Annotated in this window: 23 protein-coding genes; 19 read left to right on the top strand and 4 right to left on the bottom strand. The window is 31.5% G+C overall.

The features are described 5' to 3' along the window. Nucleotides 1-4: 4 nt before the first annotated feature. Nucleotides 5-586, bottom strand: a complete 582-nt coding sequence (locus ACFFGA_RS12675) for an NAD(P)H-dependent oxidoreductase (protein ID WP_386064606.1) — start codon at nucleotides 584-586, stop codon at nucleotides 5-7. A 105-nt stretch (nucleotides 587-691) separates the two neighbouring features. Between ACFFGA_RS12675 and ACFFGA_RS12670 the strand changes: the two genes are divergently transcribed. The 13 genes from ACFFGA_RS12670 to ACFFGA_RS12610 all read left to right on the top strand — a co-directional run bounded on the left by ACFFGA_RS12670 (nucleotide 692) and on the right by ACFFGA_RS12610 (nucleotide 10,615). After that, complete coding sequence (locus ACFFGA_RS12670; protein ID WP_386064605.1) at nucleotides 692-1,087, top strand: winged helix-turn-helix transcriptional regulator; 396 nt, start codon at nucleotides 692-694, stop codon at nucleotides 1,085-1,087. 116 nt (nucleotides 1,088-1,203) lie between these two features. Then, the gene (locus ACFFGA_RS12665; protein WP_386064604.1) at nucleotides 1,204-1,734 is read left to right on the top strand and encodes a hypothetical protein; all 531 of its coding nucleotides are present in this window, start codon (nucleotides 1,204-1,206) and stop codon (nucleotides 1,732-1,734) included. Nucleotides 1,735-2,065: 331 nt separating this feature from the next. Next, nucleotides 2,066-2,503: a hypothetical protein gene (locus ACFFGA_RS12660; RefSeq protein ID WP_386064602.1), complete on the top strand. Its 438-nt coding sequence runs from the start codon at nucleotides 2,066-2,068 to the stop codon at nucleotides 2,501-2,503. Between the two features lie 319 nt (nucleotides 2,504-2,822). Next, nucleotides 2,823-3,308: a hypothetical protein gene (locus tag ACFFGA_RS12655; RefSeq protein WP_386064600.1), complete on the top strand. Its 486-nt coding sequence runs from the start codon at nucleotides 2,823-2,825 to the stop codon at nucleotides 3,306-3,308. Beyond that, nucleotides 3,301-3,876: a helix-turn-helix domain-containing protein gene (locus ACFFGA_RS12650; RefSeq protein ID WP_386064598.1), complete on the top strand. Its 576-nt coding sequence runs from the start codon at nucleotides 3,301-3,303 to the stop codon at nucleotides 3,874-3,876. The genes ACFFGA_RS12655 and ACFFGA_RS12650 overlap by 8 nt, the downstream gene beginning before the upstream one ends. Before the next feature lie 168 nt (nucleotides 3,877-4,044). After that, nucleotides 4,045-5,214, top strand: a complete 1,170-nt coding sequence (locus ACFFGA_RS12645; protein ID WP_386064597.1) for an alpha/beta hydrolase family protein — start codon at nucleotides 4,045-4,047, stop codon at nucleotides 5,212-5,214. A gap of 160 nt (nucleotides 5,215-5,374) precedes the next feature. Further along, a complete protein-coding gene (locus ACFFGA_RS12640) occupies nucleotides 5,375-5,812 on the top strand; it encodes a hypothetical protein (RefSeq protein WP_386064595.1) in 438 nt (145 codons plus the stop codon). A gap of 148 nt (nucleotides 5,813-5,960) precedes the next feature. After that, nucleotides 5,961-6,452 carry a hypothetical protein gene (locus ACFFGA_RS12635; protein WP_386064594.1) on the top strand — a complete coding sequence of 164 codons (492 nt, stop codon included), beginning with the start codon at nucleotides 5,961-5,963 and terminating at the stop codon, nucleotides 6,450-6,452. Between the two features lie 142 nt (nucleotides 6,453-6,594). Then, a complete protein-coding gene (locus ACFFGA_RS12630) occupies nucleotides 6,595-7,335 on the top strand; it encodes a DUF6090 family protein (RefSeq protein ID WP_386064592.1) in 741 nt (246 codons plus the stop codon). A 199-nt stretch (nucleotides 7,336-7,534) separates the two neighbouring features. Further along, nucleotides 7,535-7,702: a hypothetical protein gene (locus tag ACFFGA_RS12625; RefSeq protein ID WP_386064590.1), complete on the top strand. Its 168-nt coding sequence runs from the start codon at nucleotides 7,535-7,537 to the stop codon at nucleotides 7,700-7,702. A gap of 220 nt (nucleotides 7,703-7,922) precedes the next feature. Further along, nucleotides 7,923-8,471, top strand: a complete 549-nt coding sequence (locus ACFFGA_RS12620) for an acyl-CoA thioesterase (RefSeq protein WP_386064588.1) — start codon at nucleotides 7,923-7,925, stop codon at nucleotides 8,469-8,471. Nucleotides 8,472-8,626: 155 nt separating this feature from the next. Further along, entirely contained in the window at nucleotides 8,627-9,547 is a 921-nt protein-coding gene (locus ACFFGA_RS12615; protein ID WP_386064586.1) for a hypothetical protein, read from the top strand. Nucleotides 9,548-9,697: 150 nt separating this feature from the next. Then, entirely contained in the window at nucleotides 9,698-10,615 is a 918-nt protein-coding gene (locus ACFFGA_RS12610; RefSeq protein ID WP_386064584.1) for an alpha/beta fold hydrolase, read from the top strand. A gap of 134 nt (nucleotides 10,616-10,749) precedes the next feature. On the opposite strand, the gene ACFFGA_RS12605 is transcribed toward ACFFGA_RS12610, so the two are convergent. Together ACFFGA_RS12605 and ACFFGA_RS12600 are read right to left on the bottom strand one after the other, a co-directional pair. Next, complete coding sequence (locus ACFFGA_RS12605; RefSeq protein ID WP_386064582.1) at nucleotides 10,750-10,956, bottom strand: helix-turn-helix transcriptional regulator; 207 nt, start codon at nucleotides 10,954-10,956, stop codon at nucleotides 10,750-10,752. Continuing rightward, entirely contained in the window at nucleotides 10,946-11,425 is a 480-nt protein-coding gene (locus ACFFGA_RS12600) for a hypothetical protein (RefSeq protein ID WP_386064580.1), read from the bottom strand. Before ACFFGA_RS12600 ends, ACFFGA_RS12605 begins: the two co-directional genes overlap by 11 nt. A gap of 261 nt (nucleotides 11,426-11,686) precedes the next feature. Here ACFFGA_RS12600 and ACFFGA_RS12595 point away from each other — a divergent pair, with 261 nt between their 5' ends. Together ACFFGA_RS12595 and ACFFGA_RS12590 are read left to right on the top strand one after the other, a co-directional pair. Then, on the top strand, nucleotides 11,687-12,196 hold the full coding sequence (locus tag ACFFGA_RS12595) for a hypothetical protein (protein ID WP_386064578.1): 510 nt from the start codon (nucleotides 11,687-11,689) through the stop codon (nucleotides 12,194-12,196). Between the two features lie 179 nt (nucleotides 12,197-12,375). Next, a complete protein-coding gene (locus tag ACFFGA_RS12590; protein WP_386064577.1) occupies nucleotides 12,376-12,840 on the top strand; it encodes an SRPBCC family protein in 465 nt (154 codons plus the stop codon). Nucleotides 12,841-12,875: 35 nt separating this feature from the next. Here ACFFGA_RS12590 and ACFFGA_RS12585 read toward each other — a convergent pair whose 3' ends face one another. Next, complete coding sequence (locus tag ACFFGA_RS12585) at nucleotides 12,876-13,868, bottom strand: hypothetical protein (protein WP_386064575.1); 993 nt, start codon at nucleotides 13,866-13,868, stop codon at nucleotides 12,876-12,878. Nucleotides 13,869-14,175: 307 nt separating this feature from the next. On the opposite strand from ACFFGA_RS12585, the gene ACFFGA_RS12580 reads away from it, so the two are divergent. The 4 genes from ACFFGA_RS12580 to ACFFGA_RS12565 all read left to right on the top strand — a co-directional run bounded on the left by ACFFGA_RS12580 (nucleotide 14,176) and on the right by ACFFGA_RS12565 (nucleotide 19,104). Then, nucleotides 14,176-14,982 carry a hypothetical protein gene (locus tag ACFFGA_RS12580; RefSeq protein WP_386064573.1) on the top strand — a complete coding sequence of 269 codons (807 nt, stop codon included), beginning with the start codon at nucleotides 14,176-14,178 and terminating at the stop codon, nucleotides 14,980-14,982. A gap of 55 nt (nucleotides 14,983-15,037) precedes the next feature. Next, nucleotides 15,038-17,245, top strand: coding sequence for a RelA/SpoT family protein (locus ACFFGA_RS12575; protein ID WP_386064571.1), 2,208 nt, complete (start codon nucleotides 15,038-15,040; stop codon nucleotides 17,243-17,245). A 112-nt stretch (nucleotides 17,246-17,357) separates the two neighbouring features. After that, entirely contained in the window at nucleotides 17,358-17,810 is a 453-nt protein-coding gene (locus ACFFGA_RS12570) for a Fur family transcriptional regulator (protein ID WP_386064570.1), read from the top strand. A gap of 13 nt (nucleotides 17,811-17,823) precedes the next feature. Beyond that, nucleotides 17,824-19,104 carry an adenylosuccinate synthase gene (locus ACFFGA_RS12565; RefSeq protein ID WP_386064569.1) on the top strand — a complete coding sequence of 427 codons (1,281 nt, stop codon included), beginning with the start codon at nucleotides 17,824-17,826 and terminating at the stop codon, nucleotides 19,102-19,104. The last annotated feature ends 71 nt before the right edge of the window (nucleotides 19,105-19,175 follow it).

The following is a 19,175-nucleotide window of genomic DNA, read 5'->3' as shown; positions in this document are numbered from 1 at the left end:
TACTTTAAAAGTTTGCTTTCAAATGATTTTCAAAACGAATAAAATCATTCTCTATTTCTGGATTTTTCATTACATCATATGCCATAAAAGTTGGTAAAGGTTCAAAACCAAACCATTTAAAATTAAGATGCATTGGCTTTAAAAGCTCATCTTCGCTTATTCCATTAAAAAATATTTCTTCTGGATTATTAAATGCCTCTTTAGGTGCATTAGCGGTTACAGACATCATATACTTTCCTTTTAGCTTTCCACCTAAACCGTAATTCTTCTTGGGTGCTTCTTTACTTCTTCCATCACCATCAGACATTTCGCCCATCATACCCATTGAAAATACTTCATCAATGTATTTTTTAAAAGACCAACTTACACCCATCCAGTTCAATGGTGTTTGAAAAAAGACCACATCTGCCCATTTGAATTTTTCAATTTCTTCATTGACATCATAATTATCTTCCATTGTAGTCTTCTTGATATTGTAACCATTGCTCTTAAAGTAGCTTTCCGCTTTTTCAGTTAAAGTTGCGTTTAATTTTCCTTCAGAAAATGGATATTTCTGATGACCGTTGATTATAAAAATATTTTTCATTTTAAAATTTTAATTACATTTGTATCGCAAAGAAACTAATATTAGTTTAAAAAAGAAACTATTTAGTTTTCAATTGAACAAATAGTGGTAACCAAAAAGTAACTAATGGCAAGAAAATATATAGACAACCCGAATGCTTGTTCCCTTGTGCATACGATGAACATAATTGGAAACAAATGGAAACCGATTATCTTATATTTACTATCTAATGGTTCTATGCGATTTGGAATGTTAAATGCACTTATACCTACAATCTCAAAAAAAGTACTGACTAATCAATTGAAAGAATTGGAAAATGATGGATTACTTTTAAGACAGTCCTTTGCTGAAATTCCACCAAGAGTTGAATATTCATTAACCGAAAAAGCAGTTGGACTTTTACCCGTTTTAAAGTTGTTAAGTGATTGGGCAAATGAAGCTTATCCCAAAATGGAATTTGAACAATGTAGAATAATAGAAAATGGAAAAAAGCCAGCGTACAACAACGTATATAAAAAATAGCGGTTTAAGCGCTTAATCGAAAATGAATTTTATAAATTTAAGGACTGTACCAAACCGAAAAGTCCGTGAGTAAAACCCGCTACTTTTCATATACAACACCGTTAGCAAACATTTAAATGGAAATCCTACAAAGAATTAATTTAACATCTAAACTGACTTTCTTTTTTGCATTAGTCATGTTCATTTACGGAATAATTTGCCGAATAATTCCAATCTATTTCTTTTGGGAAAGTTTGTATTTAAGCGGAATTGTATTTTTAATTGGAATATTTTTTGTTTTAAACTCTGAATCAAAAAAAAGAAAATCCGAATCCAAATCAAATATCGTACTGATAATTGGAAAGGCATTTATTTTTTTAAGCATTGGTATGTTTGCATTAATAAACTTGATTTTCAATAATTCTGACGCTTTTAAAACAATAGAAAATCACGTAAAAAACAACACGGAATTGATAAATGAAATCGGACAGATAAACAATGTTGTTGCTCTACCAATTGGAACAATTAGTTCGAAAATGGATAGTAGTGGAAAAAGTGGAAATGCAACTCTGACTTTACTACTGAAAGGCGAAAAAAAATATAAAGAAAAAACTTTTTCTGCTCAAAAGGACATCGATACTGAGTGGAGAATAATCGGAAAAAATTAAAAAACGTTTGCTAACATTGTATAAAAATAATGCGTAAGTTTATTCCTAAATCAAAAGTTAGTGCTTGTTTGCTTGCATCTGATTTTCCTTCGGAAAATCCTCGCACTCAAACTACGCACTATTCTTATACGTAACCGTTCGGCGGCATCCGATCCTATCGGACCAAATACCGCCGAACGTCCGCGCAGCTACGCTGCCTGCCCTTCGGCGAGGACGCCGCAGAACAGTCAGCTATACGCAATTTCACAAAGTGAAAATGTTTCACTATTTTCAACTTCGCAAAACTGCGCATAGCTGCGCGGACGTTGCCCACAATTAGCACAAATCTCATATGAAAAGAATTTTAACTTTATTACTACTGACTTTATTATTTCAAAATTGTAAGGAAGTGGAATTCAAAAACGGAGGACAGTTTAAAGCGGAAAATAATGATTTGTTCTATGGGCTTTGGATAAGTTCCGAAATGGACTCAATACAATTCTTTGTGTTAGATGAATGGCCAATAGAAATATCTGAAGAAACTCTTGCGGAAAAACAAAATCGTGAAATGTCTTTAAGCGGAACTATTGATGTTAGAGAGAATGAAATATTGATTACCGAATTGGAAAGCAACTTTTTACCTTCTGAAAGACCAAAACTTAAGAATTTGACAATTAAAAACGGAAAAATTTACGTTGATTGTGAAAATATAACTGAGTACGTTTGGGGAAGAACTGATTTAGGTAATTGCGAATCTGAACGAATTGAATTTAGCCGAATGGAAAAATAACTGTGGGCAACAATGTATAACCGCAATTTATTCACAGTTTAATATTTTTTAAGGTGTTCATCGGTCGCTACGCTTGGTCGGCGGATTCGACTACGTCCAAATCCACTCGGAATTGCTAAATACAGTGCTTGACCGAAAAAAGTAACTTAAAACCCGTAACGGTTATAAGAGACCGTTACGCAAGCTGAAAAATAAGTTATGCTTTATTGATTCTTCTCATATTGAACATAGATGACGTAATAATGTCATAAACATGACGACATCAATGTCCACGCTACTGTTTTACTTTTGTTTCAGACATTTAATCATAATTATATTAATGGAAACAGAAGCTGACATCAATCAAAAATCAACAGTTTATCGAGCTTTTCAACTCGCCAAAATTCCAATAATAATAGCATTAATTTTAACACCAATTCGCTTCTCACTTGAACTTATTGGATTACCTGATAGTGCCATTTTTTTTATTGGATTGCTTTGGCTAACATTAGCATTTGCAATTTATTGGGGAACAAAGTTATATAATACAAAACATGCCTATCTTTTACTATTGTTGAGTTTGCTAATTTATTCACCAATTTCAAGGTTTCCTGTTGCGTTGTTTTGGTGGATTGACACTAACTGGGAAATAGGCACGCATTATGGATTATATTTTAATAATTTTGGACAAGCTCTATTAAATCATATAGGTTATGGGTCACTGGTACAAATTATACCTGGATTTATATTAGGCTCAATAACAATTGCATTTATGAGCAATAGAAAAAATGAGATAAAAAAAGCTAATACTTTAGAAGATGAATAAAAATCTCTTAGGACTAAGAATAAAAGAATTAAGAAAACAAAAAGGGATGTCCCAAGAGTTTCTATCCGAAGAATCAGGACTGAGTTTGAGAACTATTCAACGCATTGAAAATGGAGAGACAAATCCAACTGGTGAATCACTCAAACGATTATCAAATGCATTGAATGTAAATCCAGATGAATTAATTGATTGGTCTATAAAAGAGGACAAAAAATATTTAACGTTTCTAAATCTCTCAGCCCTAACTTTTCTGTTCTTTCCTATACTTGGAATTTTAATACCATTCATATTATGGACATCACGAAAAGGAAAAATCAAAAACATCAATAAATTAGGAAAAGATCTAATCAATTTTGAGATAACTTGGACAATACTTCTGTTTTTTATTCCTTTTTTATGGTTTCTCTTTTCACAAATTGGAATATTAGAAAGTTTAACTCTAAGCAGGATTTTTATATTTATTGGAGTTATGTACTTTATAAATTTGATTTTCATATTACTAAATACATTAAGAATTAGTAATGGAAGTGATATAATTTACAATCCGAAAATTAAATTTTTAAGATAAAAGCCAGCGTACAACAACAAGTATAATTAATTGCTATTTACGTGCTTACTTGTAAAATTCCGTTGCAATTTTCTCGCGCTCGTTTTTGTTTACTAAATTAGTTGACCAAACACGCAACTTTCCATATACATATACGTTGACGGTTAGTAAAAATTAAAACCACAGTTAATGAATAAAGCCTTTTTTCTTTTTTATATAATAATAGCCCTAGCTTTTACAGCTAACTCACAGGAAACAATATATGATTATGTAAAATTGGGAAAACATGAAATTGGATTCAAAGACACACTTTTATTCGACTCAAAATTCACCTACAAAGCCTATAACTATAATGGAAGTAAACCCTATTTTGTACAAATTTGGCATCCGATTAAACAAAAAAGCAACCTAGAAAACAGACTTTCAGTTAACGATTTGTTTGAATTTGAAACAGATACAAGTTTATCGGAAATACATAATCAACTCAAAAAAAACATCCAAGAAATTTTTATCCAGGATTTTATCTCTACAAATCTAAATACGTTTGAAAAAAGTGATTTTGGAAATTTTTCGCATAATGAAATTTTAGAATTGGTTGAAAAAACTAAAACTCAAAGCATTCGTTCAGAAATTAAGAAATCTTCAAAATTTCCTGTAATAATTTATCATCATGGCTCGCAAAGCTGCTCTTTTGACAACTATGTTATGGCAGAATACTTTGCTTCCAGAGGGTTCATTTTTGTGGCTTCAAACTTTCACCTTCCTTTTGAAAACACAACATTTGGACTTATACCGTTTGATAAGCTTGTACAAAATGAAAGTGAGGAAAGTTTAAAATTCATTCTTGATTTTGCCCATTCATTGACCAATTCAAAAGACATATTTTACATTGGACATAGTTGGGGTGCGCAAATGGGTTTGAGAACCTTTAACAACAACAATTCTATAAAAGGAATAGTTTCATTGGAAACAACTTTAGAGTTTAAAAAAGACAAGAAAATTATAAAAGATATGTGGCCAGAGTTATATGAAAAAATCTTTGTGAAAAAAGCCACTTATCCATTTCCTGCATTGTTTTGTGCCGCTACAGGAGAAGAAGAACCATTTTCTGTTTTTGACAATCTATCCTTCAAGCAAAAAACATTTGTATCTACAAAACTTGAATTTCATCATAATGCATATTTATCCGCATTCTATTCGAGATATTTCATAGACGATAAAATTGTTCAGGCAGATAAAGAAGTATTCAAGAATAACTTAATAAGTTACATAAAGCATCTTAAAATAATAGAGCAATTTATAAATGATATTTTGAGCAACAAGTCTAATAAGGAATTAATAACTGTGTTTGTGGAATAAAAAACGACACATCAACACCATGTAAACGCAATAATGGTGGAAATTCCTTATCGAAATTTCATGCTTATTTATTAAATTACGTGCGTCAGCGGAAAATATTAGCACATTTTCCCGTTACTGACGCTTACACAAACACGTTGCAAACATTTAGCAATACCTCATGAAAAAAAGAAAGACAATTGCATTATTACTTTTTATTATCGGAATTGTTCTAAGTACTGCCTTTATAATTAAGATTGAATTTCCCCAAGGTTTCGAGGCATATTTTAAAAGAGAATATTATAACCAATTTGGTCCTTTAGCCATAAGTGTAGAACTACTAATTGCAAGTTATTACTTATTTATTGGACATAAAAAGACAAATTTCACTTTAGCTCTTTTTGGTTTTACGGCTTTGCTAGATCCCATTTTTAATCAAATAGGGATTTTTAATAGCATCGTACCTTTGTATGGAACTATAATATTATCGGTTTGTGCTCTGTTATGTCTATGGTTGGCATTTACAAACACTTTTAAATTAAAACGCTTATCTATTTTAGCGGCTGTCCTCAGTGCTATCCTTGGTATTTTTGTAGAACTATTTTTCAATTACCTATAATAAATATTAGTCAATAACGTGACTAATTAATTGCTTTAGCAAGCAATTATTTGAAAAATTCCTTCGGACTTTTCTCGCGTTCATTTTTGTTTGCTAAATTAGTTACTTAAACACGCAAATAGCTATATACAAACTCGTTGTGTAACATTTGAAAAACTCTGACTTGGAAGAAAAACATAAATTTACTGAACCAATTATTAATTCGATGAAAACTCTTCTCAAGGGAGAAATTACATTTTCTAAAAGTTATAATAAATGGATAGTGAAGGCTTTTGTGAAATGGAATAAAAAACATATTAGAATAAATCTAAATTCAAGGAAAACGGATTTGAAAACTGATTTTTCCAGTTGTTCACTAACTAAATCTAAGTTCCTTACTTTTCTAAGTAGATCTGACACATATAATTTTTCTGGAAAGAAAAGCAAATACTCAGAATTATTACTCGAAAGTATTGAAACTCAATATTTAATGGATAGTAGAAATCCAAGAATTAAATTGGAAGGCAAATCTCTGATTTTTGAAGGTGAAATAAGAAAAAAAAATTTCTCAAGTTTATCAAATATTTTCAAGTTATTTGAAATGCTAATGGATGAAATAGAATGGAAACAAAAAGAAAACGCTATACAACAACATGAATAATTAATTGCTTCAGCCTGCAATTATTTGAAAAATTCTTTCGGACTTTTCTCGCGTTCGTTTTTGTTTGCTAAATTAGTTACTTAAACTCGCAACAAACTATACACAAAACCAATAGCCTTCATTATGACCAACCACCAACCAAATGATAAAATTCTTTAGAAAAATTCGACAAAAACTACTCTCTGAAAATAAGTTCAGTAAATATCTTATTTATGCAATTGGCGAGATTGCACTGGTAATGATTGGGATTTTATTAGCATTTCAAGTTAATAGCTGGAAAGAACAACGCGACAATGCAAGTTTAGAGAAAGTGATGATGAAAAATCTCAATACGGAATTTAAAAACAACCTTCTTAAGCTTAATGATTTACGAATCCAGTATGAAGAAACTGATAAATCTATAAGACGACTTATGTCATTTATGCAATTTTCTTCAGACGAATTAAATAAAACAAATATTGATAGTTTAATTGCAAAGTCTATTGATGTTTACGATTATAGCCCTACGCAAAATTCATTAACTGAAATTTTGGCTACTGGAAATTTAAAACTGATAACTAAAGATTCCTTAAAAACAATGTTATTAGAATGGTCAGCGGAATTGAATGAAAAAGAAGAATCTTGGCAAACATTAGATGATTTTAATCAAAATTTAGTTTTACCATATTTAACTAAAAAAGCTTCTATGAGAAACATAGATAAATATTCATTAATGAAGTGGGAAGATAAATCAAAATTTAAAGTCAATTATGTAGATTTATTTAATGATATTGAATTTGAAAATCATTTAGATAATCTTGGTTGGGCAGTAGTAAATTATAAAATGACTTTGGAAAGGTTGCAAAATATAGTCGAAAAAATAATTGTGATTACCAATGATTAAATCTTAAAAAATAACGAAAGCACAACACTAGCTATAAGTAATGGTAGCGTACTCGTTTACTTCTAAAAAAATTGTTTTCGCTTGTTTGCTATGCTCTTGACTTCGTGGATTTTTAGTTTTGTTTTTATTTCCTAAATTAGTAGTTTAACCAGGTAACAAACTATATACAGACATGTTGTAGCTCATAAAAATACCATAAATGAAAAAGTCAACAAATTATTTAATTCTAGCTGGGCTTTCGTTAGTACTGTATCTCGTAATAGAATTTACAGATATTTATGGCAATCCAGGTTGGTTTAAGTTTTTTCTGGTTTTACTTGGAGTAACTTTTTTAATTAGTGGAATAGCTCTGAGGCGGAAAAAGTAAGCGTATTACCACACTAGCTATATTTAATGGTACCGTTTTTGTCTACTTCTTATAATTGCTTTTGCCAGTTCGCTTCCATTGTGTTTCGCAGATTTTCAGTTTAGAGTGCACTTGCAAAGTTAACTGCTAAGCCAAACAATTACTCAAAGCCGAGACCGTTAGCGACTATATTGACCCCATCCTGAACAAGTAAGCAACCTGCAAAACTAAATCTCTTAAAATGATTTATTATTGGTTACATATGATCTATATCTTCATTGGATCAAGATTTTTCTGGAAAAAAATTAAACCCGCTTCTGAATTAACTCGAACAAGGAGAGTAAATTTATTGGATTGTGAATCTTTTAGATTTATGGCAAATTCAAAATATTTCTATTACATGGATCTTATTAGGTATGAAATTGTATTTAGGTCAAAACTATATGATAAAACTGTAAAAAAAGGAATGTTTGGTGTACTAGCGTCACAAAAAATAATTTACAAAAAGCCATTGAAAATTTTTAAAAAATTTGATATAACACTTGTCATTGAAGGCTTTGATGAAAAATGGGTTTACCATCGACAAACATTTAAACAAGATGGTCAAATATGTGCAATAGGATTTACTAAAGCTGGTTTTTGGAAGAATAAAAAAGCACAAGACATAAGAAAAATAATGAAAAATAGTGATTCTGAGTATGAAATTAAACCACCCTCTAATGACGTTATGAGAATGTTTGAAAATGATTATAAAACTATAAAATCCAATAATGAGATTATTAAAAAGTAAGAAACTACATTCAGCAACGTGTATTATTAATACAGGTTTAGATAGGCTCGAAATTCCCTTCAGTAATTCCTCTGATTCGTGAATATTTGCTAAATTTAAGTGCTTACACACGCCATTAAACATTTACAAAACCGTAGCATAACTAAACAGTAACCATGAAAAAAACAATTTTAACGAATCTAATTGCAATTTTTAGTTGTTGTTTAACAACTCAATTACACTGTCAAGAGGCTTGGATTGACACTTCTATTCATAGTGGATTAATAGAACTAAAAACAGATTATTCTTTTAAAACTTTGGTTTCTAATGATTCTATTAAAACTACAGCAGAAACTCTAAACAACTTAAACAATGCTAAACTATACTTTGATAAAATTTTTCAAACAGATTTAGACTTTGCGGTTCTATTCATTGAAAATAAAGAATGGAACAATCATGCTTATTTTCCACCTCCAGGTTTACCACAAGCAGGAAAGGGAAATGTAATACTCGGATTAGACAAATCCGTAATTTCACAAGAGGTAGAAAAAATGATAACTCAACTACCTGAACAATATTGGGCTTCACTAAAACCAGTTTACGGAGAGGAAATTGATTTGGACCTCTTTTACAGAGAGACTTTATCTATTCACGAATTAGCTCATCTTTATCATTTTAAAGAAGGAACTAAACCGCAAAGAAAGTGGCTACAAGAATTATTTGCTACAATGAGTATGTATTCTTTTGTAAAAGAGGCATCTAATTTTTCTTTTGAATTAATGGATACCTATCCAGAATTTGTAATTCAATCTGGAGATAAAATGGCTGAATTTAAAACCCTTAAAGACTTTGAGGAAAAATATGTTAAGAAACTGTCTCCACAAAATTATGAATGGTATCAAATGCAATTCTATCAAAACGCAAAGTCAATAATTGACTCCAATAAAAGTGATATTTTAATAAAGTTACATGAATTTTTAATTAACACAGATTTAAGCAAAACCGAAATACTTTCTGATTTGGAATTATCGACTCGTTTAAAAACGGAGGTTGGAAAGGAAATAGCTGATATCTTAAATAACTGGAAATATAAATAAGTGGTACCAAGAAGGCATAACCGTTATTCTGAATAGATTTAGACGTAGTCCAACACATGCGGAGAATTATTAACTTCAGTACTAAGCCAAAAACTCCGTATATTTATCTGTAACAGATAGTTGCACGAGAACATAGTAATCAATTAGCAAATGAGAATAGCAGTACAAATATTATACTTACTTTTTAGCACTTTGACATGTTTTGGTCAAAAATCGCACTTTCTCAAAACACAGGATGGTGTGTTGTATTATGAAACTATTGGTGATGGAAAACCAATTCTAATCATTAATGGTGGACCAGGTTTTAGTAGTGAAGGATTTAAGGATATTGCAACGGAATTATCTTCTTTAGGATATAAATCCATACTTTTTGACCAAAGAGGCACAGGAAAATCTACCTTAAAAAAAATTGACACCAGCACCATATCTATGAGACAAATGGCTCTTGATATTGAGTCCATCAGAAAAGATCTGGGTATCGACAAATGGATTTTGTTCGGTCATTCTTTTGGAGGGATGTTAGCTAATTATTACACATCAATATATCCTGAAAAGGTACTTGCTATGATTCATTCTTCTTCAGGAGGTTTGGATTTGCATCTTTTAGAAAATGCTCAAGAGAACCTTTATGCTAGACTAACAAACCAAGAAATAGACTCTCTTCAATTTTGGAGAACAAAAATGTTAAATCAAAATAATTATTCAAACAGGTTTAAGTACAATTCGGTTTTAGCTTCTGCCTATGTTTACGATAAAAAGCATATACCGACCGTAGCAAATCGTTTAATGCAAGGAAATACTGAGCTAAATCGAATGGTTTGGAATGATATGCGTGCAATAAATTTTGATTGTAAGAATAGGCTTAAATCATTTGACAAACCTGTACTTATTCTTCAGGGTAAGCAAGATATACTTCCGGATATAATAGCATATAGAACAAATTCAGTATTTTCTAAATCAACCATTTTTTTTATAGACAAATGCGGTCATTACGGTTGGCTAGACCAAAGAAAAATATATTTAGAAAAAATTAGCATCTTCCTGAAAAGTCTGGATATAAAGCAATAAAATTTTTAATAAAATAAAAACCAGAGATTTTTATAGAATTAGAAAGTTTTGCCAAACTAGAAAATAACTGATTACAATAATAACTATAAGCAATTACAAACATTCATAGCGGAGACCGCTGGCATTAATTCTACCTAATCCCAATCAGAATCCTCCAAAGTAAAGATTTCACTTATTTCGACTTCAAAAATTTGAGCTAACCTTAAAGCTAAAACTGTTGACGGAACATATTTACCCAATTCCATTGCATTTATTGTTTGCCTACTAACTTTTGCCAATTTAGCTAATTCAGCTTGTGTAATATTCTTTTTTGCTCTTTCGACTTTTATACTATTCTTCATAATAAGCTGATTTTTTTAGTTTGGAAATTTGCCAATTAAATCTAACAATGAAAAATAACAAGACTGTAAACATATTGAATATCATAACCCATAAAAAAGACAAATCATAAATAAACATAAATGATAATAAAAGAATAGCATAATTAAAATAGACAGCCCAAACCAAAGACTCTAATCTTATTTTAGAAATATATTCATCTTCAGACTTTTCCTTTGAAAAAGCAACTAATAAAGAACTGATAATAATTAAAACGCCTAGAATTTCATTTAAAACATTATTATTAACCATTCTAAAAGTTTTTTTACCATCAGAAAGTATTTCACCTACAAAAATTGCAGGAACATTAAAATCGAAAAAACTTGGTTCATAATCATAGATGAGTGTTATTAAACCAATAATTGCAGAAGGAATAAGAATAAACCACCCAATTTTTTTAAACTTATTCTGAAATAAAAAATTTAGTTTCATAATAAAACAGGTTTTGATTCTGAGCAAATGTAAAACAAATAAAACTAAATGACAAATAAATTTTACATTTAGTAAAACAAATAATACACAAAGTAATATTTACAGCGTATTGCTGTTGAATTTCTGATTAAAATTCATTGCAATTTGCTATCTTTAAGTTACAGTCGCCCATCATAGCTCATTTTCACCGACCTAACCATACGCAAAACCCTAACCTGCAGGCAGAACAAACGTACAGATATCAAAATAAAACTAACTGCTATGAAAAAGAGATTAATTTTTATGACTATTATAGCGTTGTTATTTATTTCCTCTATAAATGCACAAAAAGGTTTTAGAATTGAAGTTGGAATTGGACCTACTACAGGTGATTCGCGTGAATACTTTTCTTATACACTCTTAGGCAATTTTTATTATTTATGGAATGTATCAGATAACATAACTATTGGACCTACTACAGGTGTTCTGGTTTTCTTAGGTGATGGAAATTATACAAGTGGTTCTAACTGTTTCTTTTGTTCTATTCCTGATGTGTATATACCAATTGCCATTGCTAGTCGGGTTGATATCTCAAAAGAGTTTACACTAGGAACAGATATTGGATATGGAATTAGTGCAAACACAATTAATGAAGGAGGTGGATTTTATTTTAGACCAAATATAACTTATAATCTAAAAGAAAAATTTGCATTTATTGGTTCTTACTCTAACATTAATGAAAAAGGAGGAAGCGCGTCAACCATAAGTTTAGGTCTTAACTTTGGTTTTTGAAACCAAATAAGCCTACTAAAACAATCTAACTGTAATTGTTTCAGGCTTTCCTTTTAGGGAATCCTCTTTAGTGCCAAACATTCTTAATTTTTAACTAAATTAGTATCAAACCCAACTTAACTGTAGTAATACCAGACCGCTAGTTTTAAGTTAAATAAAAATAAAATCTGATTTGAAAAATGGATAAAACAGAAAAACCAATTGTTGAATGCCAAATGATGATAAGAAAACCGATTTCGGAAGTGTTTCAAGCATTTGTTGACCCAAAAATCACAACCAAGTTTTGGTTTACAAAATCAAGTGGAATTCTTGAAAAAGAAAAAAGTATTACTTGGGAATGGGAAATGTATGGTGTTTCTGATAAAATAAAGGTCATTGAGCTTATACTGAATCAAAAAATATCAATCATATGGGGCAACCCTTCAACAACAGTAGATTTTGAGTTCTCAGAATTATCCAATAAAAACACCTATGTTGTAATCAAGAATTATGGATTTCAACAAACTGGGAATGACCTGATTGAAGCTATTAAGAATAATACTGGCGGATTTACAACTGTGTTAGACGGTCTTAAAGCATATCTTGAATTTGGAATTAAACTGAATTTAATAGGAGATAAATTTCCCCATGTTAAACAAAAATGACATAAACCTGCAGTCAATAAAGCTATAAAGCACAACTAATTAGGAATAACTTTTAGCACCTTTTTTTTATCAGAACTTTCAATGACAATAAATTGTAATTCACTTTTAGTTAGCGTTAAAGTAATAGGTTCAGAATCTTGTGCTTGATGGGTTTTCTTATATATTTCTCTACCAAGCATATCATAAACTCGTATTATAGCAACATCATTAATGCCTTTAATAAACAACTGATTGTTAACATAATTTACGCTAACATCATCCTGTAAATCTTCATCACTTAAGGTTTCGCTACAAGTAGGAAATGAAATATAACCATTAAATGTAATGTTATCAGCGCCTTGTGTTCCACTTACAATACCACTACCATAACCTTCATCAGACGAATAACCTGTGTTGCTAACATATACTCCTACAAAATTAAACGTATCTGTTTCGGTTAAGCCAATATCTGCCCAACCAAAATCAAAATCGTAAAATCCTTGCGTACTAGAAGTTAATGTAGAATTAACTGCAGTAACAAAATTTAAACCTCCATTGCCGACAGAGCCTGTATTTGGTATTGCCCATAAACCAGCAAAATCTACATTGATAGCTACAGCATAAGAAGCTTCAAAACCAGGCGGAAATTGTATAACACTACCAAAACCAAAAGCGTTACTATTTGTTATGGCAATACGGTGTGCGTCTGCACTATCATCAATACTCTGGTCAATGACATTACGTCCTGGCGCACCAGTATCAATGTATAATACTAAAATATCATTCATAGGATTAGAAGACGTTGACATATGAAAGTACACAATAGTATTAGGATCCGTTGTTAAAAAATGTCCTTCACCTACTGCTCCACCAAAACCAACATTACCATTGGCATAGCAAGGAGGAGGTGGAACAGAGGAATCAACACCTAAATTCTGTGCAAACATATAACTAGAAACTAGCAGAAATAAAACACATAAATTGGTTTTACCACTATTAATTTTGATAAATTGTGCTATATTTTTAAAAGGGTTTAAATCTACTTTCATATTTAATAGGGTTAGATTTCTAAATTTACAAATTTCCTTTTATTTTATAACCTCTACTAAAAAACATAAACAAGAACTCTAATCACTAAAAATTGGTATTAAAGCGCCTTTTATATGTGTAATTTTTAAGCGGAAAACGCCACTAAAATCAAAATGAATAATACTTCAAAAAAAAATTATAGCACTTGACATTTTAAAATAAAAATCCGAATTTCGCCATGACATTATGTGAGATAACTACTACATAACTTAATATTGATCCAAAACAGATAATTTGATACTAAATAATTTAAACCCAATCAACCCAATGAAAAAACTGAATTTACTACTTACAATTTTTATCGGAATTATAATTTTATCTTGTTCGTCTAGTGATGAAAATGACAATGGAAACAACGATGACTTAATAGGAACGTGGTATGGAATTTCAAGTACACTAAATGGAAATAACTCTGGAATACCTGATAATAGTATTTTAAGATTTACATCAGATAATCGTGTAGAATTTGTTTATGAAAATTCAGGAAATAACGGAGAAGACATTTCTGAATTTGGAGATTGGACAAAAAATGAAAATCTTTTAACTATTAACTGGGACGATTCAGACCCAGGACTCGAAAACTATATTTTAGAAATACTGGAGCTTAATGAATCCACCCTAAAATGGAGAACAGAAATAAATGGTGAAGGAACACTTATTGAAACTTTTAGCAAAAATCAAAACGCAACAGTTGATCTAAACCAGTTTCCAGATTATGAACTTGCCATAAGAGTAGAATCTACTACAATGGGTGAGCCATTCGAATTCCAAGCCATTTATATGACTACAAACGGAGATAATGTTTTAGTTGAGGACGCTCAAACTTATTCAGGAGTAAATTGTTGTACAGACACTTATACACTTGACTCAAGAATAGTAAAAGAATATAAAGTTGTTGGAGTAAAAATTATAGCTGTAACAGGTAATATTAGTTGGGTTAATGCTACTCTAACAAAAGTATCAGACCAGAACGAAGTTATGGACGAAACTGGAACAATAAATAACACAGCTGGAAATAGCGCAACAATTATCTATAATTTTGAAACTAACACAGCAACTGTAACGGAGAACTAAAATTTACTACTAAAAAACCATTGCACATTAAATAAGCTTTCACTACTTTAGTTCTATGACTGAGGAAGCCATAGAAATAGAAAACAAAGCCATTGCCAAAGCATATAAAGAATTGCTTAAGGTAAGTTACCAGACTTTGAGCGAAGACGATAAGAAATTAATTCGTCATGCTTTTGAGGTTGCACTTGATGCGCACAAAGATCAGCGTCGCAAATCTGGTGAAGCTTATATTTTTCATCCTATTGCTGTGGCAAGAATTGTAGCAAAAGAAATAGGCTTAGATGCCACTTCTATTGCTGCTGCTTTACTTCATGATGTTGTAGAAGACAACCCAAATTACACCATAGCAGATATGGAACGCCTTTTTGGTGAAACAGTGGCTAGAATTGTAGATGGGTTGACCAAAATTTCATCCTTAAAAAAAGACATGGATGTCTCGTTGCAAGCTGAGAATTTCCGAAAAATGTTACTCACGCTCAACGACGATGTTCGTGTTATCATTATAAAAATAGCAGACCGTTTGCACAATATGCAAACCATGGATTCCATGCGAGCAGATAAACAGGTGAAAATTGCATCAGAAACATTGTATATATATGCACCTCTTGCCCATAGAATTGGACTCTACAATATAAAAACTGAGCTCGAAGACTTAGGACTTAAGTACACCGAACCAGAAGTCTACAATGACATTGCAGAAAAAATAAAAGAAAGTAAGGAAGAGCAAGATGCTTATATAAAAGCGTTTTCTAAAGTCATTGAAAAATCATTGAATAAAGAAGGGCTCAACTATGAAATTAAAGGACGACCTAAATCCATTTTTAGTATCAGACGAAAAATGGTAAAACAAGGCGTTTCCTTTGAAGAGGTATATGATAAGTTTGCGGTAAGAATAATCTACAAGTCAGATTTGGAAAATGAAAAATTCATAGCTTGGAAGATTTATTCTGTGGTTACAGATCATTTTACTCCAAACCCAATTAGACTTAGAGATTGGATTTCTTCGCCTAAATCTACAGGTTATGAAGCATTGCATATTACTGTAGTTGGCCCTAAAGGACGCTGGGTCGAAGTTCAGATTCGTAGTGAGCGTATGAATGAGATTGCAGAAAAAGGCTATGCTGCGCACTACAAGTATAAAAACGAAAATGATAAAGAGGATAATCTGGACATTTGGATTAATCGTTTACAAGAAGCATTAGAAAATAATGAAGCAGATGCTGTAGATTTTGTAGAACAGTTTAAGCTCAACCTCTATTCCAAAGAAATATTTGTATTCTCACCCAAAGGTGATTTAAAATCATTACCAAAAGGTGCTACTCCACTCGATTTTGCATTTAGCATACATACCGAAGTTGGTATGAAAACACGTGGAGCAAAGGTAAATGGTAAATTAGTACCATTAAGCCACGAGTTACAAAGTGGAGACCGTGTAGAAATATTAACCTCAGAGAATGCTAAACCAAATGTAAACTGGTTAGATTACGCTACAACAGCGAGAGCTCGTAGTAAAATTAAATCGGCTCTAAATGCGCATACAAAAGAAATTGCAGAGGAAGGCAAAGAAATATTAAGACGAAAGCTTAAACAACTCAAAATTACCTTAAATGAAAAATCGATTAATGAGTTGGTCAATTATTTTAAGCTCAGTACGTCTTTAGATTTATTTTACCGAGTTGGCATTGGCACCATTGACAATACTAAACTTAAGGCTTTTGCATCGTCACGTAGCAACGCTTTTGTAAGTTATATTAAAAATAAAATCTATAAACCAACTGTACCAAAAGACATACACAAGGATGAGATTACCTCAAAGTATGATATGTTGGTATTTGGTAAGGAGGAAGAACGATTAGACTATTCTCTTGCCAACTGCTGCAACCCAATTCCTGGTGATAAAGTATTTGGATTTGTATCCGTAAACGATGGTATAAATGTTCATAAAAAAAACTGTCCAAATGCGGTAAGCCTCCAATCTAACTATGCTTATAGAATCATAGCTGCAAAATGGATAGATTCGTCCCAACAAGTTTTTACATCGCAAATCACTTTATCCGGAATTGATAATTTGGGCTTGGTAAACGATATTACCAAACTCATTTCACAAAACTTACATGTAAATATGAAAAGCATCAGTTTTTCTAGTGACGATGGTGTTTTTACGGGAAAAATCACGGTTGAAGTTAAAAACCAGACCATGCTTAAAAACCTTATTGATAAGCTCAAAAAAATTAATGGTATAGATAAGGTGACTAGAGTTTAAGCTATTCTATAGGTTTAAATTATTCTTGAAAACTTGTTCATTTCTTTTCTATTTTAAAGCTATATTTAATAACTCATATCCTACAAAATTTATGTAAATTTGCACCTTAATTATGAATGCAACAACAGAAGAGAGTAATCAGGAAATTGTAAAACGTGTTTTTACACAATTCCTTGAAGATAAAGGCCATAGAAAAACGCCTGAGCGCTATGCTATACTTCAAGAAGTTTATAATAGTGACGAACATTTTGATATTGAATCATTATACATCAAAATGAAAAACAAAAACTATCGTGTAAGTCGTGCAACGCTCTACAACACAATTGAATTACTCTTAGAATGTGCATTGGTTCGAAAGCATCAGTTTGGTCAAAATCAATCGCATTACGAAAAGTCATACTTCGATAAACAACATGATCACGTCATCCTTACAGATACAGGTGAAGTTATAGAATTCTGTGACCCACGCATTCAGTCTATCAAAAAAACCATCGAAGAGGTTTTTGACATCAAAATAACTAATCATTCACTATACTTTTACGGCAACCGTAAAAAAGACGACTAACTAATTTTTAAAAATGGCAGTAGATTTACTACTTGGATTACAATGGGGAGATGAAGGCAAAGGAAAAATTGTCGATGTATTTACCTCTAAATACGATATTATTGCGCGCTTTCAAGGTGGCCCAAACGCAGGACACACTTTGGTTTTTAATGGCAAAAAACATGTGTTGCATACCATCCCTTCAGGAATTTTTCACAACGACACTGTAAACCTTGTTGGTAATGGTGTGGTTATAGATCCTGTTATTTTTAAAAAGGAACTAGAGAAATTAGATGAGCAAAATGTTGATTATAAAAAATCCCTTTGTATTTCGCGCAAGGCACATATTATTTTACCTACGCATCGCTTATTGGATGCTGCTAGTGAAGCTTCAAAAGGAAAAGCAAAAATAGGTTCTACACTAAAAGGTATTGGCCCAACTTACATGGACAAAACTGGTAGAAATGGCATAAGAGTTGGAGATATTGAGCTCGCCGATTGGAAAACAAAATACAGAGCTTTAGCCGACAAGCACGAAGCTATGATTGACTTCTACAACGTAGATATTCAATACGATTTAAAAGAGTTAGAAACTGATTTCTTTGCTGCAATTGAAACTTTAAAATCTTTAAAATTTATTGATTCTGAAGAGTTTGTACACCAAGCACAAGTATCTGGAAAAACTATTTTGGCAGAAGGAGCACAAGGCTCTTTATTAGATATCGATTTTGGAACCTATCCATTTGTAACATCATCAAACACCACAGCTGCTGGTGCATGTACTGGTTTAGGTGTTGCACCAAACCAAATTGGTGATGTTTTCGGAATTTTTAAAGCTTACACAACGCGTGTTGGGTCTGGTCCTTTTCCAACAGAATTGTTCGATGAGGATGGCGAGACTATGGCTCGTGTTGGTCATGAGTTTGGAGCAACTACTGGTCGTCCAAGACGTTGTGGTTGGTTAGATTTAGTAGCCTTACGTTATGCTTGTCAAGTCAACGGAGTTACACAATTAATAATGATGAAAGGAGATGTACTTTCTGGTTTTAAATCCCTAAAAGTTTGTACGTCTTACAAATATAAAGGTGAAGAAATTTCGCATTTACCATATAATATTGAAGCAGAAAATGTAACGCCAATTTTCACCGAAGTTAAAGGTTGGTCAGAGGATTTAACACAAATGACTGAAGCTTCACAATTGCCAAAAGAATTCAACGAATACGTTGAGTTTTTAGAAAATGAGCTTAACATACCGATAACGATTGTATCTGTAGGTCCAGACCGAAAGCAGACGATTGTTAGGAAAGAGTTATAGTAAAATCATTAGATTCTGTTAAAAAAACTGTTAACCCATACTAAAGCAAATCTATAAGTGTTACTTTGTAA

Source organism: Winogradskyella pulchriflava (assembly GCF_042434315.1).
GTDB classification, from domain to species: domain Bacteria; phylum Bacteroidota; class Bacteroidia; order Flavobacteriales; family Flavobacteriaceae; genus Winogradskyella; species Winogradskyella pulchriflava.
This window is presented reverse-complemented; position numbering and strand designations above follow the sequence as displayed.

Excerpts from the sequence above, each read along its gene's own strand:
- ACFFGA_RS12675 (WP_386064606.1), bottom strand. The coding sequence starts at position 586 with ATGAAAAATATTTTTATAATCAACGGTCATCAGAAATATCCATTTTCT.
- ACFFGA_RS12670 (WP_386064605.1), top strand. The coding sequence starts at position 692 with ATGGCAAGAAAATATATAGACAACCCGAATGCTTGTTCCCTTGTGCAT.
- ACFFGA_RS12665 (WP_386064604.1), top strand. The coding sequence starts at position 1,204 with ATGGAAATCCTACAAAGAATTAATTTAACATCTAAACTGACTTTCTTT.
- ACFFGA_RS12660 (WP_386064602.1), top strand. The coding sequence starts at position 2,066 with ATGAAAAGAATTTTAACTTTATTACTACTGACTTTATTATTTCAAAAT.
- ACFFGA_RS12655 (WP_386064600.1), top strand. The coding sequence starts at position 2,823 with ATGGAAACAGAAGCTGACATCAATCAAAAATCAACAGTTTATCGAGCT.
- ACFFGA_RS12650 (WP_386064598.1), top strand. The coding sequence starts at position 3,301 with ATGAATAAAAATCTCTTAGGACTAAGAATAAAAGAATTAAGAAAACAA.
- ACFFGA_RS12645 (WP_386064597.1), top strand. The coding sequence starts at position 4,045 with ATGAATAAAGCCTTTTTTCTTTTTTATATAATAATAGCCCTAGCTTTT.
- ACFFGA_RS12640 (WP_386064595.1), top strand. The coding sequence starts at position 5,375 with ATGAAAAAAAGAAAGACAATTGCATTATTACTTTTTATTATCGGAATT.
- ACFFGA_RS12630 (WP_386064592.1), top strand. The coding sequence starts at position 6,595 with ATGATAAAATTCTTTAGAAAAATTCGACAAAAACTACTCTCTGAAAAT.
- ACFFGA_RS12625 (WP_386064590.1), top strand. The coding sequence starts at position 7,535 with ATGAAAAAGTCAACAAATTATTTAATTCTAGCTGGGCTTTCGTTAGTA.
- ACFFGA_RS12620 (WP_386064588.1), top strand. The coding sequence starts at position 7,923 with ATGATTTATTATTGGTTACATATGATCTATATCTTCATTGGATCAAGA.
- ACFFGA_RS12615 (WP_386064586.1), top strand. The coding sequence starts at position 8,627 with ATGAAAAAAACAATTTTAACGAATCTAATTGCAATTTTTAGTTGTTGT.
- ACFFGA_RS12610 (WP_386064584.1), top strand. The coding sequence starts at position 9,698 with ATGAGAATAGCAGTACAAATATTATACTTACTTTTTAGCACTTTGACA.
- ACFFGA_RS12605 (WP_386064582.1), bottom strand. The coding sequence starts at position 10,956 with ATGAAGAATAGTATAAAAGTCGAAAGAGCAAAAAAGAATATTACACAA.
- ACFFGA_RS12600 (WP_386064580.1), bottom strand. The coding sequence starts at position 11,425 with ATGAAACTAAATTTTTTATTTCAGAATAAGTTTAAAAAAATTGGGTGG.
- ACFFGA_RS12595 (WP_386064578.1), top strand. The coding sequence starts at position 11,687 with ATGAAAAAGAGATTAATTTTTATGACTATTATAGCGTTGTTATTTATT.
- ACFFGA_RS12590 (WP_386064577.1), top strand. The coding sequence starts at position 12,376 with ATGGATAAAACAGAAAAACCAATTGTTGAATGCCAAATGATGATAAGA.
- ACFFGA_RS12585 (WP_386064575.1), bottom strand. The coding sequence starts at position 13,868 with ATGAAAGTAGATTTAAACCCTTTTAAAAATATAGCACAATTTATCAAA.
- ACFFGA_RS12580 (WP_386064573.1), top strand. The coding sequence starts at position 14,176 with ATGAAAAAACTGAATTTACTACTTACAATTTTTATCGGAATTATAATT.
- ACFFGA_RS12575 (WP_386064571.1), top strand. The coding sequence starts at position 15,038 with ATGACTGAGGAAGCCATAGAAATAGAAAACAAAGCCATTGCCAAAGCA.
- ACFFGA_RS12570 (WP_386064570.1), top strand. The coding sequence starts at position 17,358 with ATGAATGCAACAACAGAAGAGAGTAATCAGGAAATTGTAAAACGTGTT.
- ACFFGA_RS12565 (WP_386064569.1), top strand. The coding sequence starts at position 17,824 with ATGGCAGTAGATTTACTACTTGGATTACAATGGGGAGATGAAGGCAAA.